Annotated in this window: 16 protein-coding genes; 9 read left to right on the top strand and 7 right to left on the bottom strand. The window is 50.5% G+C overall.

Translation table 11 applies throughout. The annotated features are described in order from the left end of the window. The first annotated feature begins 16 nt into the window (after window positions 1-16). The gene (locus tag GOV45_RS08155; RefSeq protein ID WP_170476269.1) at window positions 17-1,954 is read left to right on the top strand and encodes an FAD-dependent monooxygenase; all 1,938 of its coding nucleotides are present in this window, start codon (window positions 17-19) and stop codon (window positions 1,952-1,954) included. Between the two features lie 40 nt (window positions 1,955-1,994). On the opposite strand, the gene GOV45_RS08150 is transcribed toward GOV45_RS08155, so the two are convergent. Then, entirely contained in the window at window positions 1,995-2,915 is a 921-nt protein-coding gene (locus GOV45_RS08150; protein WP_170476267.1) for a LysR family transcriptional regulator, read from the bottom strand. A gap of 131 nt (window positions 2,916-3,046) precedes the next feature. Here GOV45_RS08150 and GOV45_RS08145 point away from each other — a divergent pair, with 131 nt between their 5' ends. The 5 genes from GOV45_RS08145 (at window position 3,047) to GOV45_RS08125 (ending at window position 6,030) form a co-directional block, all read left to right on the top strand. Then, on the top strand, window positions 3,047-3,271 hold the full coding sequence (locus tag GOV45_RS08145; protein WP_170476265.1) for a DUF1127 domain-containing protein: 225 nt from the start codon (window positions 3,047-3,049) through the stop codon (window positions 3,269-3,271). Further along, window positions 3,261-3,554, top strand: coding sequence for a DUF1127 domain-containing protein (locus GOV45_RS08140; RefSeq protein WP_254447941.1), 294 nt, complete (start codon window positions 3,261-3,263; stop codon window positions 3,552-3,554). The genes GOV45_RS08145 and GOV45_RS08140 overlap by 11 nt, the downstream gene beginning before the upstream one ends. Before the next feature lie 461 nt (window positions 3,555-4,015). Further along, on the top strand, window positions 4,016-4,465 hold the full coding sequence (locus tag GOV45_RS08135) for a phasin family protein (protein ID WP_170476263.1): 450 nt from the start codon (window positions 4,016-4,018) through the stop codon (window positions 4,463-4,465). Between the two features lie 58 nt (window positions 4,466-4,523). Continuing rightward, complete coding sequence (locus GOV45_RS08130) at window positions 4,524-4,931, top strand: universal stress protein (protein WP_170476261.1); 408 nt, start codon at window positions 4,524-4,526, stop codon at window positions 4,929-4,931. A gap of 124 nt (window positions 4,932-5,055) precedes the next feature. Then, window positions 5,056-6,030, top strand: a complete 975-nt coding sequence (locus GOV45_RS08125) for a zinc-dependent alcohol dehydrogenase family protein (protein ID WP_174823626.1) — start codon at window positions 5,056-5,058, stop codon at window positions 6,028-6,030. Window positions 6,031-6,187: 157 nt separating this feature from the next. Here the strand turns inward: GOV45_RS08125 and GOV45_RS08120 are convergent, their stop codons facing one another. After that, window positions 6,188-9,331, bottom strand: a complete 3,144-nt coding sequence (locus GOV45_RS08120) for an efflux RND transporter permease subunit (RefSeq protein ID WP_170476257.1) — start codon at window positions 9,329-9,331, stop codon at window positions 6,188-6,190. Window positions 9,332-9,343: 12 nt separating this feature from the next. Beyond that, entirely contained in the window at window positions 9,344-10,504 is a 1,161-nt protein-coding gene (locus tag GOV45_RS08115; protein ID WP_170476255.1) for an efflux RND transporter periplasmic adaptor subunit, read from the bottom strand. A gap of 85 nt (window positions 10,505-10,589) precedes the next feature. Here GOV45_RS08115 and GOV45_RS08110 point away from each other — a divergent pair, with 85 nt between their 5' ends. Continuing rightward, window positions 10,590-11,231 carry a TetR/AcrR family transcriptional regulator gene (locus GOV45_RS08110; protein WP_254447940.1) on the top strand — a complete coding sequence of 214 codons (642 nt, stop codon included), beginning with the start codon at window positions 10,590-10,592 and terminating at the stop codon, window positions 11,229-11,231. A gap of 189 nt (window positions 11,232-11,420) precedes the next feature. Here GOV45_RS08110 and GOV45_RS08105 read toward each other — a convergent pair whose 3' ends face one another. The 4 genes from GOV45_RS08105 to GOV45_RS08090 form a co-directional block, all read right to left on the bottom strand. Continuing rightward, window positions 11,421-12,302 (bottom strand): sulfotransferase domain-containing protein, encoded by an 882-nt coding sequence (locus GOV45_RS08105; RefSeq protein WP_170476253.1) that lies wholly within the window; start codon window positions 12,300-12,302, stop codon window positions 11,421-11,423. A gap of 79 nt (window positions 12,303-12,381) precedes the next feature. Further along, window positions 12,382-12,801: a secondary thiamine-phosphate synthase enzyme YjbQ gene (locus GOV45_RS08100; RefSeq protein ID WP_170476251.1), complete on the bottom strand. Its 420-nt coding sequence runs from the start codon at window positions 12,799-12,801 to the stop codon at window positions 12,382-12,384. A gap of 12 nt (window positions 12,802-12,813) precedes the next feature. Next, window positions 12,814-13,125: a cupin domain-containing protein gene (locus GOV45_RS08095; protein WP_170476249.1), complete on the bottom strand. Its 312-nt coding sequence runs from the start codon at window positions 13,123-13,125 to the stop codon at window positions 12,814-12,816. A gap of 37 nt (window positions 13,126-13,162) precedes the next feature. Continuing rightward, window positions 13,163-13,843: a GntR family transcriptional regulator gene (locus GOV45_RS08090; RefSeq protein ID WP_170476247.1), complete on the bottom strand. Its 681-nt coding sequence runs from the start codon at window positions 13,841-13,843 to the stop codon at window positions 13,163-13,165. A 181-nt stretch (window positions 13,844-14,024) separates the two neighbouring features. On the opposite strand from GOV45_RS08090, the gene GOV45_RS08085 reads away from it, so the two are divergent. Further along, a complete protein-coding gene (locus GOV45_RS08085; protein ID WP_254447939.1) occupies window positions 14,025-14,894 on the top strand; it encodes an SDR family NAD(P)-dependent oxidoreductase in 870 nt (289 codons plus the stop codon). A 58-nt stretch (window positions 14,895-14,952) separates the two neighbouring features. Continuing rightward, window positions 14,953-15,930, top strand: a complete 978-nt coding sequence (locus GOV45_RS08080; RefSeq protein ID WP_170476606.1) for a TRAP transporter substrate-binding protein — start codon at window positions 14,953-14,955, stop codon at window positions 15,928-15,930. The last annotated feature ends 11 nt before the right edge of the window (window positions 15,931-15,941 follow it).

Here is a 15,941-nt window from a genome sequence, read left to right as displayed (position 1 = left end):
TAACTGGGCAGTGGTCATGCAATATTACTTAAATGGTTTTCGACCTGGTGATCCGGACATAAAGCCAGCTGATAACGGCGGGTCCAAAAATAATGACGAGAATAGAGTTCTTCCCGAAACCGTTGATGTTTTGATCGTAGGGTGCGGCCCAGCAGGGCTATGCCTTGCGGCACAACTTTCACAGTTCAGCGAATTTACAACAATGATTGTGGATCAAAAGATGGGTCCAATGGAAAAAGGGCAAGCTGACGGCGTTAACGTCCGTTCGATGGAAATGTTTCAAGCATTCGGATTTGCGGACAAGATCAAGCGTGAAGCTTATTGGGTAAACCAAACAACATTCTGGGCACCAAACCCTGCTAACCCCGGTCACATAAAACGGGCAGGCATTGTTCAAGATGTAGCCGACGATCAATCCGAAATGCCGCACACTCTGATGAATCAAGCTCGGATACATGAGCTTTTCCTAGATGTTATGAGAAATGCGCCAACGCGGTTGGAGCCTAGATACGGTTTTAACGTCCGCGATCTGACGATTGACACTGTTACTGCTAACCACCCGGTCACAGTAGTGCTCGACCCTGTAAAAGAGAATGAGGATGCTGCCGAACCAATTCAAGTGCGCGCCAATTACGTTGTCGGTTGCGACGGCGCGCGCAGCAATGTGCGCAAAGCCATTGGCGGAAAGTTGCAAGGAGATGCAGCCCATCAAGCTTGGGGAGTAATGGACATCCTCGCCAATACTGACTTTCCAGACGTTCGACGTAAATGCCTTATTCAATCTTCGGCCGAAGGGAATGTTCTGATACTTCCTCGTGAGGGCGGATATCTGTTCAGGATGTATGTCGAGCTGGACAAATTGAATCCGGCAGAAAGGGTCGCAAACCGAAACTTAACGGCCGACGACATCATTGCTGCGGCCAATCGGATCATTCTGCCATATTCAATTGACGTCAAAGAGGTGGTTTGGTGGTCGGTTTACGAGATCGGACACAGGCTGACTGATAAATTCGATGACGTACCCACAGATGAAGTGGATACCCGGACGCCCCGTGTCTTCACTGCTGGTGACGCGTGTCATACGCATAGCCCAAAAGCGGGGCAGGGAATGAATGTATCGATGGGAGACACATTCAATCTCGGATGGAAACTCGTACATGTTTTGACAGGGCGTTCAAAGCCAAGCCTTTTGCACAGTTATTCCACTGAACGGTTGCTGGAAGCAAAGCGGCTTGTGGAAACCGACCATAAATGGGCGCGTATCATGAGCGCGCCCCCTAGCGAGGCAGAGCTAGACGGCACCGATGTGCCCCGGATTCAGAAGCAGTTCATAGAAAATCTGGAATTCACTGGCGGACTCGCCGTTCGTTATGAACCATCCGACTTGATCGCAGAACCGACTTATCAGCATCTGGCCAAGGGGCAGGTCATCGGAAAGCGGTTTCACTCCGCTCCAGTTGTGCGGCTCGCTGACGCCATGCCTATGCAATTGGGGCATACTGCCGAGGCAGATGCCCGCTGGAGAATTTACGCCTTTGCCGGATCGGGCGATATGGGCACTCGGGATGGTTCTATTCATCTCCTATGTAATTTTCTTCTGAACGATCCAAGCTCACCGATTAAACTTTTCGGGCGTCGTGGCGAGGCTATTGACGGCTTGATTGACGTTCGCGCGATTTTTCAACAGGACTTTAGGTCGCTAGGCTTCGAGGACATGCCCTCGTTCTTAAGGCCAGCAAAAGGCAAGTATGGTCTGCGCGACGCCGAAAAGGTCTTCTGCGTCGACCACAAAACTGGCAACGACATCTATACCATGCGAGGAATTGATCGAGACATCGGATGCATGGTGATCGTTAGACCTGACCAATACGTTGCCAATGTCTTGCGTCTGGGTGATTATCTTGGTTTGACAGACTTCTTCGCCGGAATATTCGTTGGCGAAGCTGAACATTGAAGTCTGGTATAAGCCGCTTCAGCTAATGAACGACAAGGTCCTACGGACAAGTTTCAATCGCCAGATCTTTAGAAGAGTTTTTAAATTGACGTGCCAAGAAGTCTATGAATGCGCGGGTTTTTGGCGCCAAATTTCGCTTGTCCGCGAACATTACGACAATGTCGGTACTGTTCGGCGAATATTCGGGCATGACCTGAACCAACTCGCCCGAATTAAATTCTTGCTCAACCATATAACAGGGCAGTCTGGCGATCCCGAGACCTGCAAGAGCCGCGCGGTATATCACGTCTGTACTGTTACCTTCGAAATTCCCTTGCGCCTCAAATAACTGGTTGCCGTCGATCTCTGCTTGCCTCCAAGAATTCCGAAACTTGCTTCCCGCAACTCTTAAGCAATTGTGTTGTGCCAAATGTTCAAAGTTCGAAGGCGTTCCGCAGCGCTCTAGGTATTTTGGTGATGCGCATAAAACCCGACGGCTTTCCATAATACGGCGCACGATCGTGTCAGGGCTTTTGTGTTGTTCGTCAAAGCATATGGCCGCGTCAAATCCTTCACTTTGCAAATCAACTTCCCTGTCCGTCAGGTCAAGTGCGACCTCAACTTCAGGGTTTTCTTCCATGAATTTTGGAAGTTGAGGGATCAATTGCGACTTTCCGAATGCAACGGTTGACACAACCTTGAGTTTGCCGCGAGGCGTTCCATCCTGATTCAATATAAGTGCCTCGGCCTCTTTGAATTTGTCGGCCATGGCTCTGCATCTTCGGTAAAATTCCATACCTTCTTGCGTAGGCGACACACCGGTTCGAGTTCTGTTAAGAAGGCGGTAATGGGCGCGATCTTCAAGCAATCCGATTTGTTTGCTTACAGCAGAAGGGGTCTGATCCATTGACCGGGCAGCCGCAGAAATACTCCCGCGCTCAACGACGGTCGCAAAGATCAACATTTGCGCAGATATATCCATTTCACACCATTGGCCTGTTCCAAATTGGAATGGGTCCTGTTCCAATTTAAGAAATTGTGAGCGCTATCAAGCTCGGTTACTTCTGCAGTGCAGCATAAATACTGCAATGCAGCAATAGACGAGGCGCAATTATGGCAAATACAAGATCGATTACTTCGTTAGAGGTCGTTCTGCATGCTGGCCGCACAGTCTTTCAGCAAAAGCGGGATGCCGTGCGGGCCGCCATCACCAAAAGAAAGGTCTATCTAAACACTTATCGCGAACTTTCTAATCTCACTGACCGTGACCTCAATGATTTAGGTATTCCGCGTGGCAGTATCAAAGGACTGGCAAAGGAGGCAGCAAATGACCTTTAAATCGCAAGCAGTCGGGCCAATCTCGGATAACACATTGTTATATTTGAGTTCCATGTCACGTGGGGCCAAGAGTATATTGCCTCTGATCCTTTCGCGACTGAACAAAGTATTTGCAGGCATGCGCGGAGTATTAAGAACACTTCAAATGGCGCGAATGATGTCAACTCTATCCGAAATGAGTGATCACCAACTTACCCAGATCGGGATCTCGCGGGCAGACATACCAATGTATGCCGAGAAATTGCTTTCAGATGATTGGGGTAGCGACGCCGAAAACCTGTAAAAACATGTAATTACCAGGTGTTTAATAGGCACTATGAATCTGCTGGTTCTCGCTCCTCCCAGAGTATGCCAGCGCAAGCGGCGGCGAAAGTTCAACAGTGTACGCCAACGCAAAGGACCAGCCTCTTTATCTCCTCCCAAAGGGGCTGGTCTGATCTTTTATTTCGGCTGCGGGTAGTTGTGACGAATCTCCGTGAATTTAGGGCAGATTTTTTCTGAAAAACCTCGTCACCAACTCATGCGAAACTGGTGGCCTTCCAAACAAATAACTAATGATGACTCATTCAATGTCCGCATCCCTTGATTTTAAAAGAAGTTTTCCAGGATGCCTGTCGCGTAAGTGAATAAACGAATTTCGTTGAATGGTCATGGACAAAGATGATCGATGAAATTGATCTAAATTAAAGCGGAATTTGTGAGTATCGGCACAATGGCTGGCGAGAGAATGAGGAGGAACTTTCGATGCCAGATAAGACGCCGAAACCAAAACACCCCACAACATTGATCGACGTGTTCAAACAAATGCAGCCTTCGGAGTCTGTGAATCCTGTTCTTGGCGCTCAGATTGAGCAATTTTGGGACGCGCAGGAGAAGATGCTGGAAGAAGCAGAAAACTTTGCACAACATTGGTTTGAAAGGCGTCATGAGGCTGTTCGGTCTGCACTTAAGGCGGCGCGTACCGCGTCGTCGGCCAATGCAGGCGATCCATCGAAAGCCATGCAAACGATTACGGAATGGCAGCGTCACTCAGCAGAACGTCTGATCGCGGACGCTCAGGAATGGTTCGAAACAGTTGCCCGTTGTGCGGCATATGCGGCAGAAACTGAAGCGGAAGCCGTGGAGAAAACAATTGACGATGTTACCACCACAGCGAAAAAAGTTGGGCAGTCTTCAAAGTCAGAGCCGGTTTAGGGTGTTAACATTGGAAGTTTCCACTTGAATTTAACCCGATCAGTCGAAAGGACTGTACATGTACAAGAAAATTCTAGTCCCTGTGGCGCTGGATAGTGACCATGATACTCGGGCTTCTTTTGAAGCGGCGCGCCTGCTGGCTGACGCCGATGCAGAATTCATTATGCTCCACGTGCAGGAACCTATTCCGGCGTACGTGGCGTCTCAGATTCCAGAAGAGGTTTTCAAGAACACACGCCATGAGATTCAGGAGAACCTACTCAAGAATGCGTCAGAGTTGCCCGACGCTCAAGCAAAGTTGGTTTCCGGGCATGCTGGCAGGGCGATTGTCGATTTCGCCAACGAACACGATGTTGACTGCATTGTAATTGCTTCGCACAAGCCGGGTTTTGAGAATATCTTTCTAGGGTCAACTGCGAACAGGGTTGTGCATCATGCCAAATGTGCAGTTCACGTAACCAGGTGATCCTTATCCACGCTGACTTAACTTCAAACACTATCAGGACGTTCAATGTCGCGCGTCGGGGCAAGCTGGAGCTTGGTCGCTGTTTTCGAGATAGTGCACTGCAAGGAGGTGTGCTGTGCGAGCAATGGTTTTCGATGGGAAGAGTCCCAGTCTGCGACTTTGTGAATTACCTATTCCAGTATCTGGCGCAGGGCAGGTGCAGGTGCAAGTCGAAGCGTGTGGTGTCTGCCGAACTGATTTGCACATCGTTGATCGTGACCTGAAAAGCCCCGTACTGCCGCTTGTCCCAGGACATGAAATCGTCGGGCGTATCAGTGACTTGGGAGAGGGGGTGGGCAAGTTAAAAATTGGTCAGCGAGTCGGCGTTCCCTGGCTGGGACATACATGCCGTAGGTGCGAATTTTGTAGATCTCATCGCGAGAACCTTTGTGACGAGCCGGGGTTTACAGGATACACAATTAACGGTGGCTACGCCGAATACTGTGTGGCGGATTCGAGTTTTGTTTTCCCGTTGCCGGAAGAAAAAGAAGCGGCGGATTTGGCTCCGCTTTTGTGTGCCGGTCTGATCGGTTATCGCAGCTTCAGGATGGCTGGCGATCCAAAATCCTTAGGTATCTATGGTTTCGGCGCTGCAGCTCATATCCTTTGTCAGGTTGCTACGTCGCTTGGCGTCGATGTTTATGCTTTCACAAGAGATGACGACATCGCAGCACAAAAGTTTGCCTTGGAATTGGGTGCTAAATGGGCCGGTGGCTCTTCTGAAAGTGCTCCTGAAAGTTTTGAAGCATCAATCATATTTGCTCCGGTCGGCGCACTTGTCCCACTTGCCCTTAAAGCAACCCGCAAAGGAGGGCGTATTGTTTGCGGCGGTATTCACATGAGTGATATACCGTCGTTTCCATATTCAGACCTGTGGGAGGAACGCTCTATTTGTTCCGTCGCCAATCTGACAAGGAAAGACGGTGATGAGTTTTTTGAATTGGTTTCGGAAATACCTATAGAAACCCGTGTATTAACTTATCCGCTTGAATGCGCGAATGATGCCCTTGACGACTTGCGATCCGGACGATTGCAAGGCGCAGCGGTTCTCTGTGTTTAGTTCCGACCCGTCTGGCTGCGCATACTCTAAGACTTGTTTGCCAATTCTGCAGCCTTTTTCTAAAACCACACTTTTTCTCCAGGTCTGACATCTGGAAATGAGGTTGAAACTGCGCTTTTGTTCTTACCAGAGTGTGCATCGTCGAGACAGGTGATCCTCACTCTGCCGCTAATGAGATAACCGCCTTGTCTGAAATGGATTGATGTTTCTCGGAAATAAGTAATTTTCTGAAACGCCCATGGTAAACCAATGCAAAAACAGGTGGTGTGAAGAAAAATGACACAACGGTCGACAGCAACACGCCGCCTGCTATTGCCACCGCAAACGGGGGCCAGAATGCACCGCCACCTACTATCAGGGGGAGAAACCCGCCAAACGTCGTAACTGTGGTCGAGATGATGTGCCGGCTGGAACCGGTGACAACGCGCGCCATTGCGTTTCGGTCACCGCGACTTGCCCGCGGATCTTGTTGCAAGCCGGTGAGTATTATTATGGCCGCGTATATCGAAACGCCGATGGAGCCAATCACGCCAATGATCGCCTGAATGCCGAACGGATATTGCATGATTGCAAGTGACAGCATAGAAAGACCAGCCGACAGGACACAAACCGCCAACGTCACCAAGGTTAACCTGAAAGAGTTGAAAGTCAGGACGATTGTCGCGATGGACAGTGTCACGATCAACCCCACCGAAGCCATCAGATTGCCGACTGTGCTGGAACGTGCATCACTGTCTCCGCCCAAGGTCATTGTATATCCCTGCGGTAGCTCAAATCCCGAAACATCCAAGGCTTCCAGCACATCCTGCAGAGCTTCTTCAGGTAGTACACCAGGCACGATGAATGCCTGAATTGTGTTTTCACGGACGCCATCGGTCCGAGTAATTACGCTTTCAGCGGGTTCGACTATGGGTTTGGCAAGCTCGGACAAAGGAACCGCAGGAAACATACCAGTAGCGGAGATTGCAGCAGCGTCCGGCAGAAGGATAGGCATGCTGACTATAGTGCTCAGATCAGAGCGAATTTCGTCACCAAAACGCACCCGAACGGGTAGTTGCTCGGTGCCTTCTATCAATGAACCTCCGGTCACTCCCACCAACGCGGCGTCCAGCTGACCTGCTATGTCCGCAACATCCAAGCCAAGCAGGCGGGCATTTATCTCGTCAATCTCGAACCGGATTTGGGGGTTGCCGCCATTTACGCTTGCTCGGGCTTGTGTCACCAAATCGAGGTTGGCCATGACCGATCGAATCTTGTCACCCAGCTCGCGAAGAATTGTAATGTCTTGTCCCTGTATTTTTACCTCTATAGGCGCGGCAACTGGGGGGCCTTGAACAAGGTTGCGCACAATTATTTGGGCTTCGGTGAAATCTGTGTCCAGGCGACCCTGCAAATCTCCGACCAGGCGGGCGGCATCTTCCGCAGTTTTCGTTGTGATCATTGCCTGCGCAAATCCGGGCTCACGCGAGCGATTGCCAACTATATTGTAATAGAAGGCTGGACCTGACTCTCCCACCGTCCAGTAGACGCTTTGCACGCCGGCATCAGCCAAAAGCATTTCGTCGATCAGCCGCGCTGTTGCCGTTGTGCCGGAAATCGAAGTACCCCCTGGCATATCAATTTCGATGTAGAATTGGTTTCTATCTACGCCCGGAAAGAATTGAGCAGTCAGAGTGGGAAATGCTGCAAATCCAAGAACGGGTAATACCAACGCCAGCGCGATGGACCGCACTGGGTTTGAGACCGAAATACGTATTGATGCCTCAAACAGACGGGCAAGTGCTGGGATACTGATGCCTTGAGCAAGTATTCCAGCGTCTTTTCTGTCAGATAAAACCCAGCCTGCAACTGCAGGCGTGACCGTCAAAGCAACCAACAAAGACCACACCAACATAAGCACAACGGCGATGGCTATGGCGCCTACAAAGTCACCAGCAGGCCCGGGCAGAAGGATCATGGGCATGAAAGCTAGCGCGGTGGTGATGGTGGACGCCAACAGCGGAGCCGCCAATCGGCGTACCGCGTCGCGCACTGCAGTGATACGATCCATCCCGTCTTGCAAACGTCGCCGGATTTCGTCTGTCATCACGATTGCGGCGTCTACCAGCAAGCCTAAGGCCACAATCAGTCCGGTGACGGACATCTGGTGAATTGGCAGTCCAATCATGTTCATTGTTGCGAGCGTGGCAAGCGAAACGACCGGCAGAACAAGTGCGACGATTGCAGCGGCTCGAACACCAAGCGTTATGAACAGAACCGCAACCACGAGCGTGACACCGATTGCCATGTTAATCCCGACTTCGGTCAGGCGGTCTGTTGTGTATTTACTTTGGTCAAAGAGTAGTAACTCCTGAATACCCACAGGGACTGACGCAGAACCTTCTTCAAGTTCCTTCCGCACAAATCCAGTCCACCGGTCGATCTGAACCCCGTCCTGAGCAAGAACGCCCACAAGAACGGCTGGCATGCCGTTGGCAAATGCGATCGCAGACTCAGGCATTCGGGGGCCGCGATCCACTGTGGCGATGTCACCCAGTAGTACAACTGCGCCCTCGGCATTTTCGCGCAGAACAATGCTTCTGATGCGGTCAATTGTTTCGATTTCCCCACTGATATTTATGGTTAAATCCACATCGGACTGTAAGCGGCCTGATTGGACTTTTCCATCAGCTTCGGTTATCCGCTGCGAAATTTCAGTGGCACTCAGGCCTAATGCTGCGGCTTTATCCATATCAACGCTGACAAGGACTTCCTCTTCCGGCTGCCCAAAGTAATCAACGGCACGAGTGGCCGGGATCGTCCGCAATCTGTCGCCCAAGGATTCCGCATGGCGCGATAGCAGCGTTATTGGGAAATTCGGGCTGTCAGCCGCCACTGCGATCACCGCAGAATAGGCGGAAATGCCTTCTGCGTCGAAATCTGGTGGCAGAACACCAGTGGGAAAATTCTGACTGGCGTCATCGATCGCATCCCTTGCTTCGGCCCAAACTTGTTCGATGGTGGCTTCATCCAGCGTTTCAAGCAATTCAACGGAAACTACTGAAATCCCAGATCTGGAAACCGAACTTATCTCGTCTAATTCAGCAATTTTCCGCAACTCTTCCTCGATCTCAGCGGTTACCAGCGCTTCGACCCGCTCCGGGTCCGCACCTGGAAACTGAGTCGTCACAGTTGCAAACAGATTGGTGATTGTTGGATCTTCCTGCCGCCCCAACGAAAGAAAAGATGACAGTCCAGCGGATACCAACACCAAGACTATTAGAGCGACAAGCCTGGGGTGACGAAATGTAAGGGTTTCCATTTGTATCCTCCGTCACTCGTTGCCGCCAAATGCGACTCGCTGACCAACCGTCACACGCTGTGGCCCCCGATCAATCAAGACAGTGCCTTTTGGAAACATCCCTCTGACAAAAACGCGGTCATCTTCGGCATGGATTACCTCTACGGTCGCAATGCGAACCGTTTTCTCGGCGTCCGCAACCAAAAGCGTCCATTGACCACGCGCCGCTTCTTTTAGTGATGTTGTAGGAACCCAAGTGCCGGTACTTTCGACCGGGTCACTGATGTGAACACGTGCGGTCTGTCCAAACGCGACGTTGGGACCGTCTTTCAGGTCAAAAAGTGCTGTACGCGTCCGGGTTAGTGGATCGACATCTGGACGCAAAGTAGCCAGCTTCGCTTGATACTGGTTGTCGGCAATTTCGATTTCAACATCGGTCAAAAGTGAAGGCTCCACATCAAGTGGAATACCTATTCGTACCTGCGGTGACACGATTTCGACCATTCCCAAAACAAGCTCTCCAGATCGTAGCGTTTCACCGCCGTCGACATGCCGGGAGGTAATTTGACCTGCGAAGGGAGCTTTAATACTGGATTTGTCAATCCGAACGGTCACGTCGCGTAAAGCTGCGTCTAGCTCTCCCATTCTGGAAAGCAGCTCATCTTGCTGAGCTATTGCCTCGTCCAGACGAGCCTGACTGGTAAATCCTTGCTCGATAAGTTTTGTACTGCGTTCAACGGTTTTTTGGGCAAAGGAAAGCTGCGCCGCTATAGCTTTGCGAGATGCGGACAGGCGATCACGTTCAACTTCCAGCAACGCGATATCCAGCGTAGCAAGCAGTTGACCTTTCGAAACCTCATCTCCCTCGTCGACCAGTATTTTCGCGAGGGTTCCGTTCAACTCAAAGGAAATATCTGCAGACCGTTGTGGCTCGACCTGACCGATGAAAACTCGATCAACTAAGTAATAACTTTCTTGACTAATAGGCGTTACTGAAACGGGCGTCACCGAGGCGGCGTCAGGAGCGGGAACGGCGTTCGCACGGCGCGAAAGCTCAGAAGCTCCTAAGTGGACCGCTGCAGCAGCGACGAGGATGACGCCTACGGTCAAACTAAGCTGTGTTATGCGGTGAAGGACGCGTGAACAAGGGCTTCGATTAGCAGGAGCAGAAGCGGAAATCTCTGGATTCGGCATTTTGACCTCATCAAGTTAGTCTCTCTAACATATGTTAGAACTTCTCACTTTGACAAGGGATACGTGATCTGCCAAACCTTGGATCATGACAGACACCAAATTAATCAAGAACTCTGGCGGCAACGCGGAAGGCCGAATGGCGGAAAAAAAAGCCTACCATCATGGTGATCTACGAGCGGCTTTGATAGAGGCGACGCGGCAGTTGGTTGAGGAAAAAGGCCCGGACAGTTTTTCAGTTTCGGACGCATGCAGGTTGGCAGGTGTGTCCACGGCAGCACCTTACAAACACTTCAAAGACAAGAACGAAATGCTTGTTGCCGTTGTTCTTGAGGGAATGGCCAGGCATCGTGCAAATATGCTTTCCGCTTTGCAAGAATTCCCGGAAGGATCGCCAGAACGTATAACGGCCATTGGTATGGAGTATGTTGCGTTTGCCATGAACGAACCGGGTGTTTTCCGGCTCAAGTTTGGGGGATTCACCGATCGCATTGCTGACCCCCGGCTCGAGGAGGGTGGGCAACAAAGCTTTGGAATTCTGCTTTCCGAGGTCGCAAAATGCCTAGGCGAATCCAGAATCACCGAAGAGGTTCGCCGTCGCGGATTCCTGCTTTGGAGTTTTGTTCACGGACTGTCTTTTATTTTGCGTGACCGAGGCCTGGCCGACAAAGGTGAGGAGTTCGATCTGCATGATCTGCTGAAAGACGTGTCAGAAAGAATGTTGAAATAGGCCAAGACATGCAAAGTCACGACACCGGATTGTGAGGCAGACCTGTATCAACGGATTTCTAGTGACTTTTCGAAATTTTTTGAGAGCGAGATTTTATTAAATGTCGGGATTCATGCATTTAAACGTTTCGGAATCTTAGCGTGGTGGTTGAACAAAGAATGCCAGACAAGCGCGTCAAACTCAGCGAACTCAAAACTGATAGCCATTTTCCAACCAAGTAACTTCTTCGGCAGGTAAAAGGCTCCGAATTCGTCGGCTATAAGTTTCCATTTCCTCCGGTGAAATGCGCCCCTCCCACTTGTTTGATGTGCCAGAAGAAAAGAAATCCGCGAGGTCGTGGAAAGGCGTGTCTTTATGAAAACGGCGCTCACTACTTTCAACGGCTTTTCGCATTTGTTTAAAACTAGTTGCCTCAGTTATTTCATCCCTGAGTGATTGCGGTAGAGGCACTTTCATTATTCGCGCAAGCTTTTCGACCTGACCGGATAAATCCCGGGACATATCGGCGTAATGAAAAAAATGCACGTTGCCATTGTCTTTGCGCTCTTTTGCCTGTTGGTAGTGATGAACAAATGAGGCAAGCGTTAAATCGTCGGTCCCAGCATCGGTGGCCGGCGCATTAACAAAACGCTGAAACCCCTCGCTCTCGCTTTCTGGAAACATATAATCGAGCCAGTCCTCCTTCATATTTCCCGCATGAGTTCGCAATGAAAAGTGAGCGTCAACTGGATGTCTGTATACAACGATGTAGGTCGGTTCGCGCCCGTAGGCGATCCCGTCCATTGGGGTGTGGCTTTTAATACATCTGCGACGGTCCAAGCTGTTCAAAAATTCCGCGATTTCCTTTCGATCACGAAAACCACAGTCAAGCCATGGGGCATCTTTTGAGTTTCCGGCATCCGGAACGACGCGTTGGTATATGAGCATCATTACGATGTTCAGCATCCATGTGGTTCCGCATTTAGGGGGTGTGGTCACAATTACGTCGTCCGGACGCAATTCGAAGCCGTTCCAAATGTCAGTGTTGGTTACGGTGCCGCAATAATCTCTTAGCTGCTCTGTCGTTAACATTTCCATCTCCAACTCGGACCTGAACTCAAAAATACCAGATTTCGAGAAGCCGACGACCAACTTTGTTAGGTGCTGTCGCTCAAGTACCCAAGTAATGGATGTTCAGGCGTCGGATTTTTGGGGCTTCCCGGTGTTCAAACAAGTATAGACTTTGGACTTTGCCCATTGGAAGAAGTCCGTCATATATCGGGATAGATAACTGGGTCTGGGTAAGCAGCGCCCGCAAGTGAGACGGAGCATTGTCGTCTTCGTCAGGTTTATGACGGTACGCTCCCGCAGACTTGGGTACGAGTTTCTCAAAATAATCCAAGATATCCTGCTGCACGTCCGGGTCCGCATTTGCTTGGACCAACAATGAAGCACCAGTGTGAGCGCACCAGATTGTAAGCAAACCGGAATGGAAACTGCGGCTGGTAACTTCGCGCTGAATCAATTCGCTTATATCTGTCAGTGACTTTCCGGGTGTGGAAACTGAAACTTCAAAAAACTCTTGTTTCATATAGTTTTAACTCTACACGAAGTCATCTCTGCGAGGCGTGAAGCAGTCAATTAATTCTCCTTCTTCTTGGCATATACAGCCGTGTTTTTGGTTCGAAGGGATAATAATACTGTCGCCTGGCCCAAGCACCTTTTTCACATCGCCAACAGTGAATTCAAAGCGACCGGATTTGACAAATGTTGCCTGAACATGCGGGTGCTGATGGAGTAACCCCTCGGCACCTTCATCAAAGCGAAACGAAACCATCATCAGGTTAGGATGATCCGCCAAGACTTGACGCGTCACGCCTGGGTCGGTGGGCACGATTGGATTAAGCACTACCATTACTGTGTCGTCCTTTTGAAATGTCCAATTTTCCAACTCACTCAAAGTAGTCAGCGTGTTTAGCGTGTATTTCTTCGATTGTGTTATCGATCCTGCTCAAGTGGCGACGGACAACATTTGTTGCCGCATCTACGTTTTTGTCGGAAAGCGCTTTGGCAAGGTCAAAGTGGTCTTCGTATAGAGTTTTGGCTTCGCTTTGGCGGCCGAGACTCAAAACGCAAAGCCGGTCAATTTTTCTTTTGCATTCTTGAATGGTTTCAAATGCCAGGGGTTTTCCGCTCAGTTCGCAGATTAGCCTGTGGAACTCATAGTCCAGTTGGTGAAATCTTTCCGTTTCGTTTTTTTCTATAACGCTCAGTTGCTCAGCCAGATTCTCCTTAAGGGCCAGAGCGTGCTCGGGTCGCCAGACGCTGCAAGCCGCGCGCACAACTTCCAGTTCAACTGCCAAACGAACGAAACGGGCATGTTCTATGCGCTCCATCGAAAAGCTACGCACCTGAGTGGCTTTCTGTGGTCGTATCAAAAGAAGGTCTTGCGATTCTAGTTTGGTGAAAGCGTCGCGAACCGGTTGTCGGGAAACATCAAACCTTTTGGCAATGTCTGCCTCTGACAACTTGGTTCCAGGCAGCAATTCCAGTGTGACGATAGCTTCGTACAGATAATCATACACGATATCTGCGGTCGTGCGCCGTGCAAGTTTTTCCTTAAGGCTTTGCATTTGTTTCCTTTTTCGCCATCTCAAATAGTTTGGGAAAGCGCCAGTTAATTCAAAGTGTCTGTGCCAAGTTAGCTTTCTGCGCGACTGCTGCCAACGTTCTTGAACCCTGCTGATTTCTTGTTCGCACAATATGGCCAGAAATTATTCAGTTGACAATACTAGTATCCTAGTCGACTAAATAATGCAATCTCGTCGAGGCGGTGCGGTTGTCAGGACGCTGGATGGAACCCGTCAAAAGAAAACCCGCAATCAGAAAGGACTAAAAATGACAGGATCAATCGCAGAGAAATTTGGCGCCCGTCAAAACCTCGAAGGAAAAGTCGCGATTGTTACTGGTGGTGGTCGTGACATTGGACGCGCCTGCGCAATGCGGCTTGCAAAAGCAGGAGCATCGGTCGCGATCAATTTTCACAGTTCTTCTGAAGGGGCGGATTCTGCTGTCTCGGAAATCCGGAAAAACGGAGGAAACGCAATTTCGCTTCAAGGAGACATGACATCAGACAATGATGTCAAAGCACTTGTTTCAGAGACTCTTTCTGCTTTTGGCGGGTCTATTGATGTCCTGGTGCATGTGACTGGAGGGTTAGTGGCGCGTAAGACGATCGCGGAAATGGATATAGCCCACTGGCAAGACGTGATGGAATTGAATGCCACGTCATTCTTGCGCGTCGTTAAGGCGGCTCTACCACACATGAACGTCGGCGGAGCGATCGTTGGTTTTGCCAGCCAAGCTGGCAGAGATGGGGGCGGCCCGGGTGCGGTTGCCTACGCCGCATCGAAGGGCGCGATTATGACCATGACACGCGGGCTGGCTAAGGAACTGGGGCCAGACATCCGCGTGAACTCGGTTTGTCCTGGGATGATCGACACCGATTTTCACAACATTTTCACAAAAAATGAGGTGAGAACCAACGTGGCTGAGGCAACGCCGCTCAAACGCGAAGGTTCTTCGGAAGACGTCGCGAACCTGGTGGCGTACCTGGCATCGGATGAAGCTGCTTTCGTCACCGGCGCAAACATCGACATCAACGGGGGTCTGCTTTTTTCATAACCGGTTTTGACCGGACAAAAGCTCAAGAAACCAATTTTCTAGGGAGGAAGAAATGACGATGAAACAATCCAAAGCACTATTTGGCGCCGCGACCGTGGTAGCCGTGTTGAGCAGCTCAGCTTTTGCAGCAGATTGGCGCGGTTGGAATATTCACGTGGACGGTTATCCCAACACGATAGCCATGGATAAATTTGCTGAACTCGTAACCGAAAAGACGGACGGCGAAATAAACGTCCAGATGTTCCACGGAGGTACTTTGGGTAGCCAACCTGACGCTGTCGAGCAGGTACGGGCAGGCGCGTTGGAAGTTGGAAACTTTAACCTCGGCCCAATCGGTCCGATCGTTGCGGAAGCCAACGTTGTTTCACTGCCTTTCATTTTTAAGGACGTGCCACACATGTTCCGGGTTCTGGAAAGTGAGGGCGGCGAAGCAATTGCCGCTGGGATGGCTGAAAAGGGTTTAACACCGCTGGCTTGGTACGATGCTGGCGCTCGCTCGTTCTACAACGGCACAAAGGCGATCAATACGCCTGCTGACGTCGAAGGCATGAAAGTGCGTGTCATGAACAACGACCTGTTTACGGGAATGATAGCCGAGCTTGGGGGAAACCCTTCACCAATGGCATTTGCCGAAGTTTATCAGGCCTTGAAAACGGGTGTCGTCGACGGGGCAGAGAACAATTGGCCATCGTACGAGTCGACCGGTCACTTTGAAGTAGCTGGCTATTACTCTCTTTCACAGCATCTGATCATTCCTGAATGCATCTGTATAAACACTGATACATTCAGTGCCCTTTCACCTGAAATGCAATCGGCCGTCCGCGAAGCGGCGGAGGAGTCGGCCGAATTGCAGCGCCAACTTTGGGCTGAGCGCGAGGCGGCAAGCCGTACAGCGGTTGAAGCAGCCGGAGTAGTTGTGAACGAAGTTGCAGACAAAGCACCGTTTCAGGCTGCAATGGGGCCGGTTTACGAAGCCTACTTTTCGACCAACCCGGATCTACGCCCGTTGGTCGAAACCATCCAGGCAACAGATTGAGACAGAAAGCT

Origin of the sequence: Ruegeria arenilitoris (genome assembly GCF_013035425.1) — a bacterium.
GTDB lineage: Bacteria > Pseudomonadota > Alphaproteobacteria > Rhodobacterales > Rhodobacteraceae > Ruegeria > Ruegeria arenilitoris_A.
This window is presented reverse-complemented; position numbering and strand designations above follow the sequence as displayed.

Excerpts from the sequence above, each read along its gene's own strand:
- GOV45_RS08090 (WP_170476247.1), bottom strand. The coding sequence starts at position 13,843 with ATGCAAAGCCTTAAGGAAAAACTTGCACGGCGCACGACCGCAGATATC.
- GOV45_RS08130 (WP_170476261.1), top strand. The coding sequence starts at position 4,524 with ATGTACAAGAAAATTCTAGTCCCTGTGGCGCTGGATAGTGACCATGAT.
- GOV45_RS08145 (WP_170476265.1), top strand. The coding sequence starts at position 3,047 with ATGGCAAATACAAGATCGATTACTTCGTTAGAGGTCGTTCTGCATGCT.
- GOV45_RS08125 (WP_174823626.1), top strand. The coding sequence starts at position 5,056 with ATGGTTTTCGATGGGAAGAGTCCCAGTCTGCGACTTTGTGAATTACCT.
- GOV45_RS08110 (WP_254447940.1), top strand. The coding sequence starts at position 10,590 with ATGACAGACACCAAATTAATCAAGAACTCTGGCGGCAACGCGGAAGGC.
- GOV45_RS08080 (WP_170476606.1), top strand. The coding sequence starts at position 14,953 with ATGAAACAATCCAAAGCACTATTTGGCGCCGCGACCGTGGTAGCCGTG.
- GOV45_RS08120 (WP_170476257.1), bottom strand. The coding sequence starts at position 9,331 with ATGGAAACCCTTACATTTCGTCACCCCAGGCTTGTCGCTCTAATAGTC.
- GOV45_RS08105 (WP_170476253.1), bottom strand. The coding sequence starts at position 12,302 with ATGTTAACGACAGAGCAGCTAAGAGATTATTGCGGCACCGTAACCAAC.
- GOV45_RS08085 (WP_254447939.1), top strand. The coding sequence starts at position 14,025 with ATGCAATCTCGTCGAGGCGGTGCGGTTGTCAGGACGCTGGATGGAACC.
- GOV45_RS08095 (WP_170476249.1), bottom strand. The coding sequence starts at position 13,125 with ATGGTAGTGCTTAATCCAATCGTGCCCACCGACCCAGGCGTGACGCGT.
- GOV45_RS08150 (WP_170476267.1), bottom strand. The coding sequence starts at position 2,915 with ATGGATATATCTGCGCAAATGTTGATCTTTGCGACCGTCGTTGAGCGC.
- GOV45_RS08100 (WP_170476251.1), bottom strand. The coding sequence starts at position 12,801 with ATGAAACAAGAGTTTTTTGAAGTTTCAGTTTCCACACCCGGAAAGTCA.
- GOV45_RS08140 (WP_254447941.1), top strand. The coding sequence starts at position 3,261 with ATGACCTTTAAATCGCAAGCAGTCGGGCCAATCTCGGATAACACATTG.
- GOV45_RS08115 (WP_170476255.1), bottom strand. The coding sequence starts at position 10,504 with ATGCCGAATCCAGAGATTTCCGCTTCTGCTCCTGCTAATCGAAGCCCT.
- GOV45_RS08155 (WP_170476269.1), top strand. The coding sequence starts at position 17 with ATGCAATATTACTTAAATGGTTTTCGACCTGGTGATCCGGACATAAAG.
- GOV45_RS08135 (WP_170476263.1), top strand. The coding sequence starts at position 4,016 with ATGCCAGATAAGACGCCGAAACCAAAACACCCCACAACATTGATCGAC.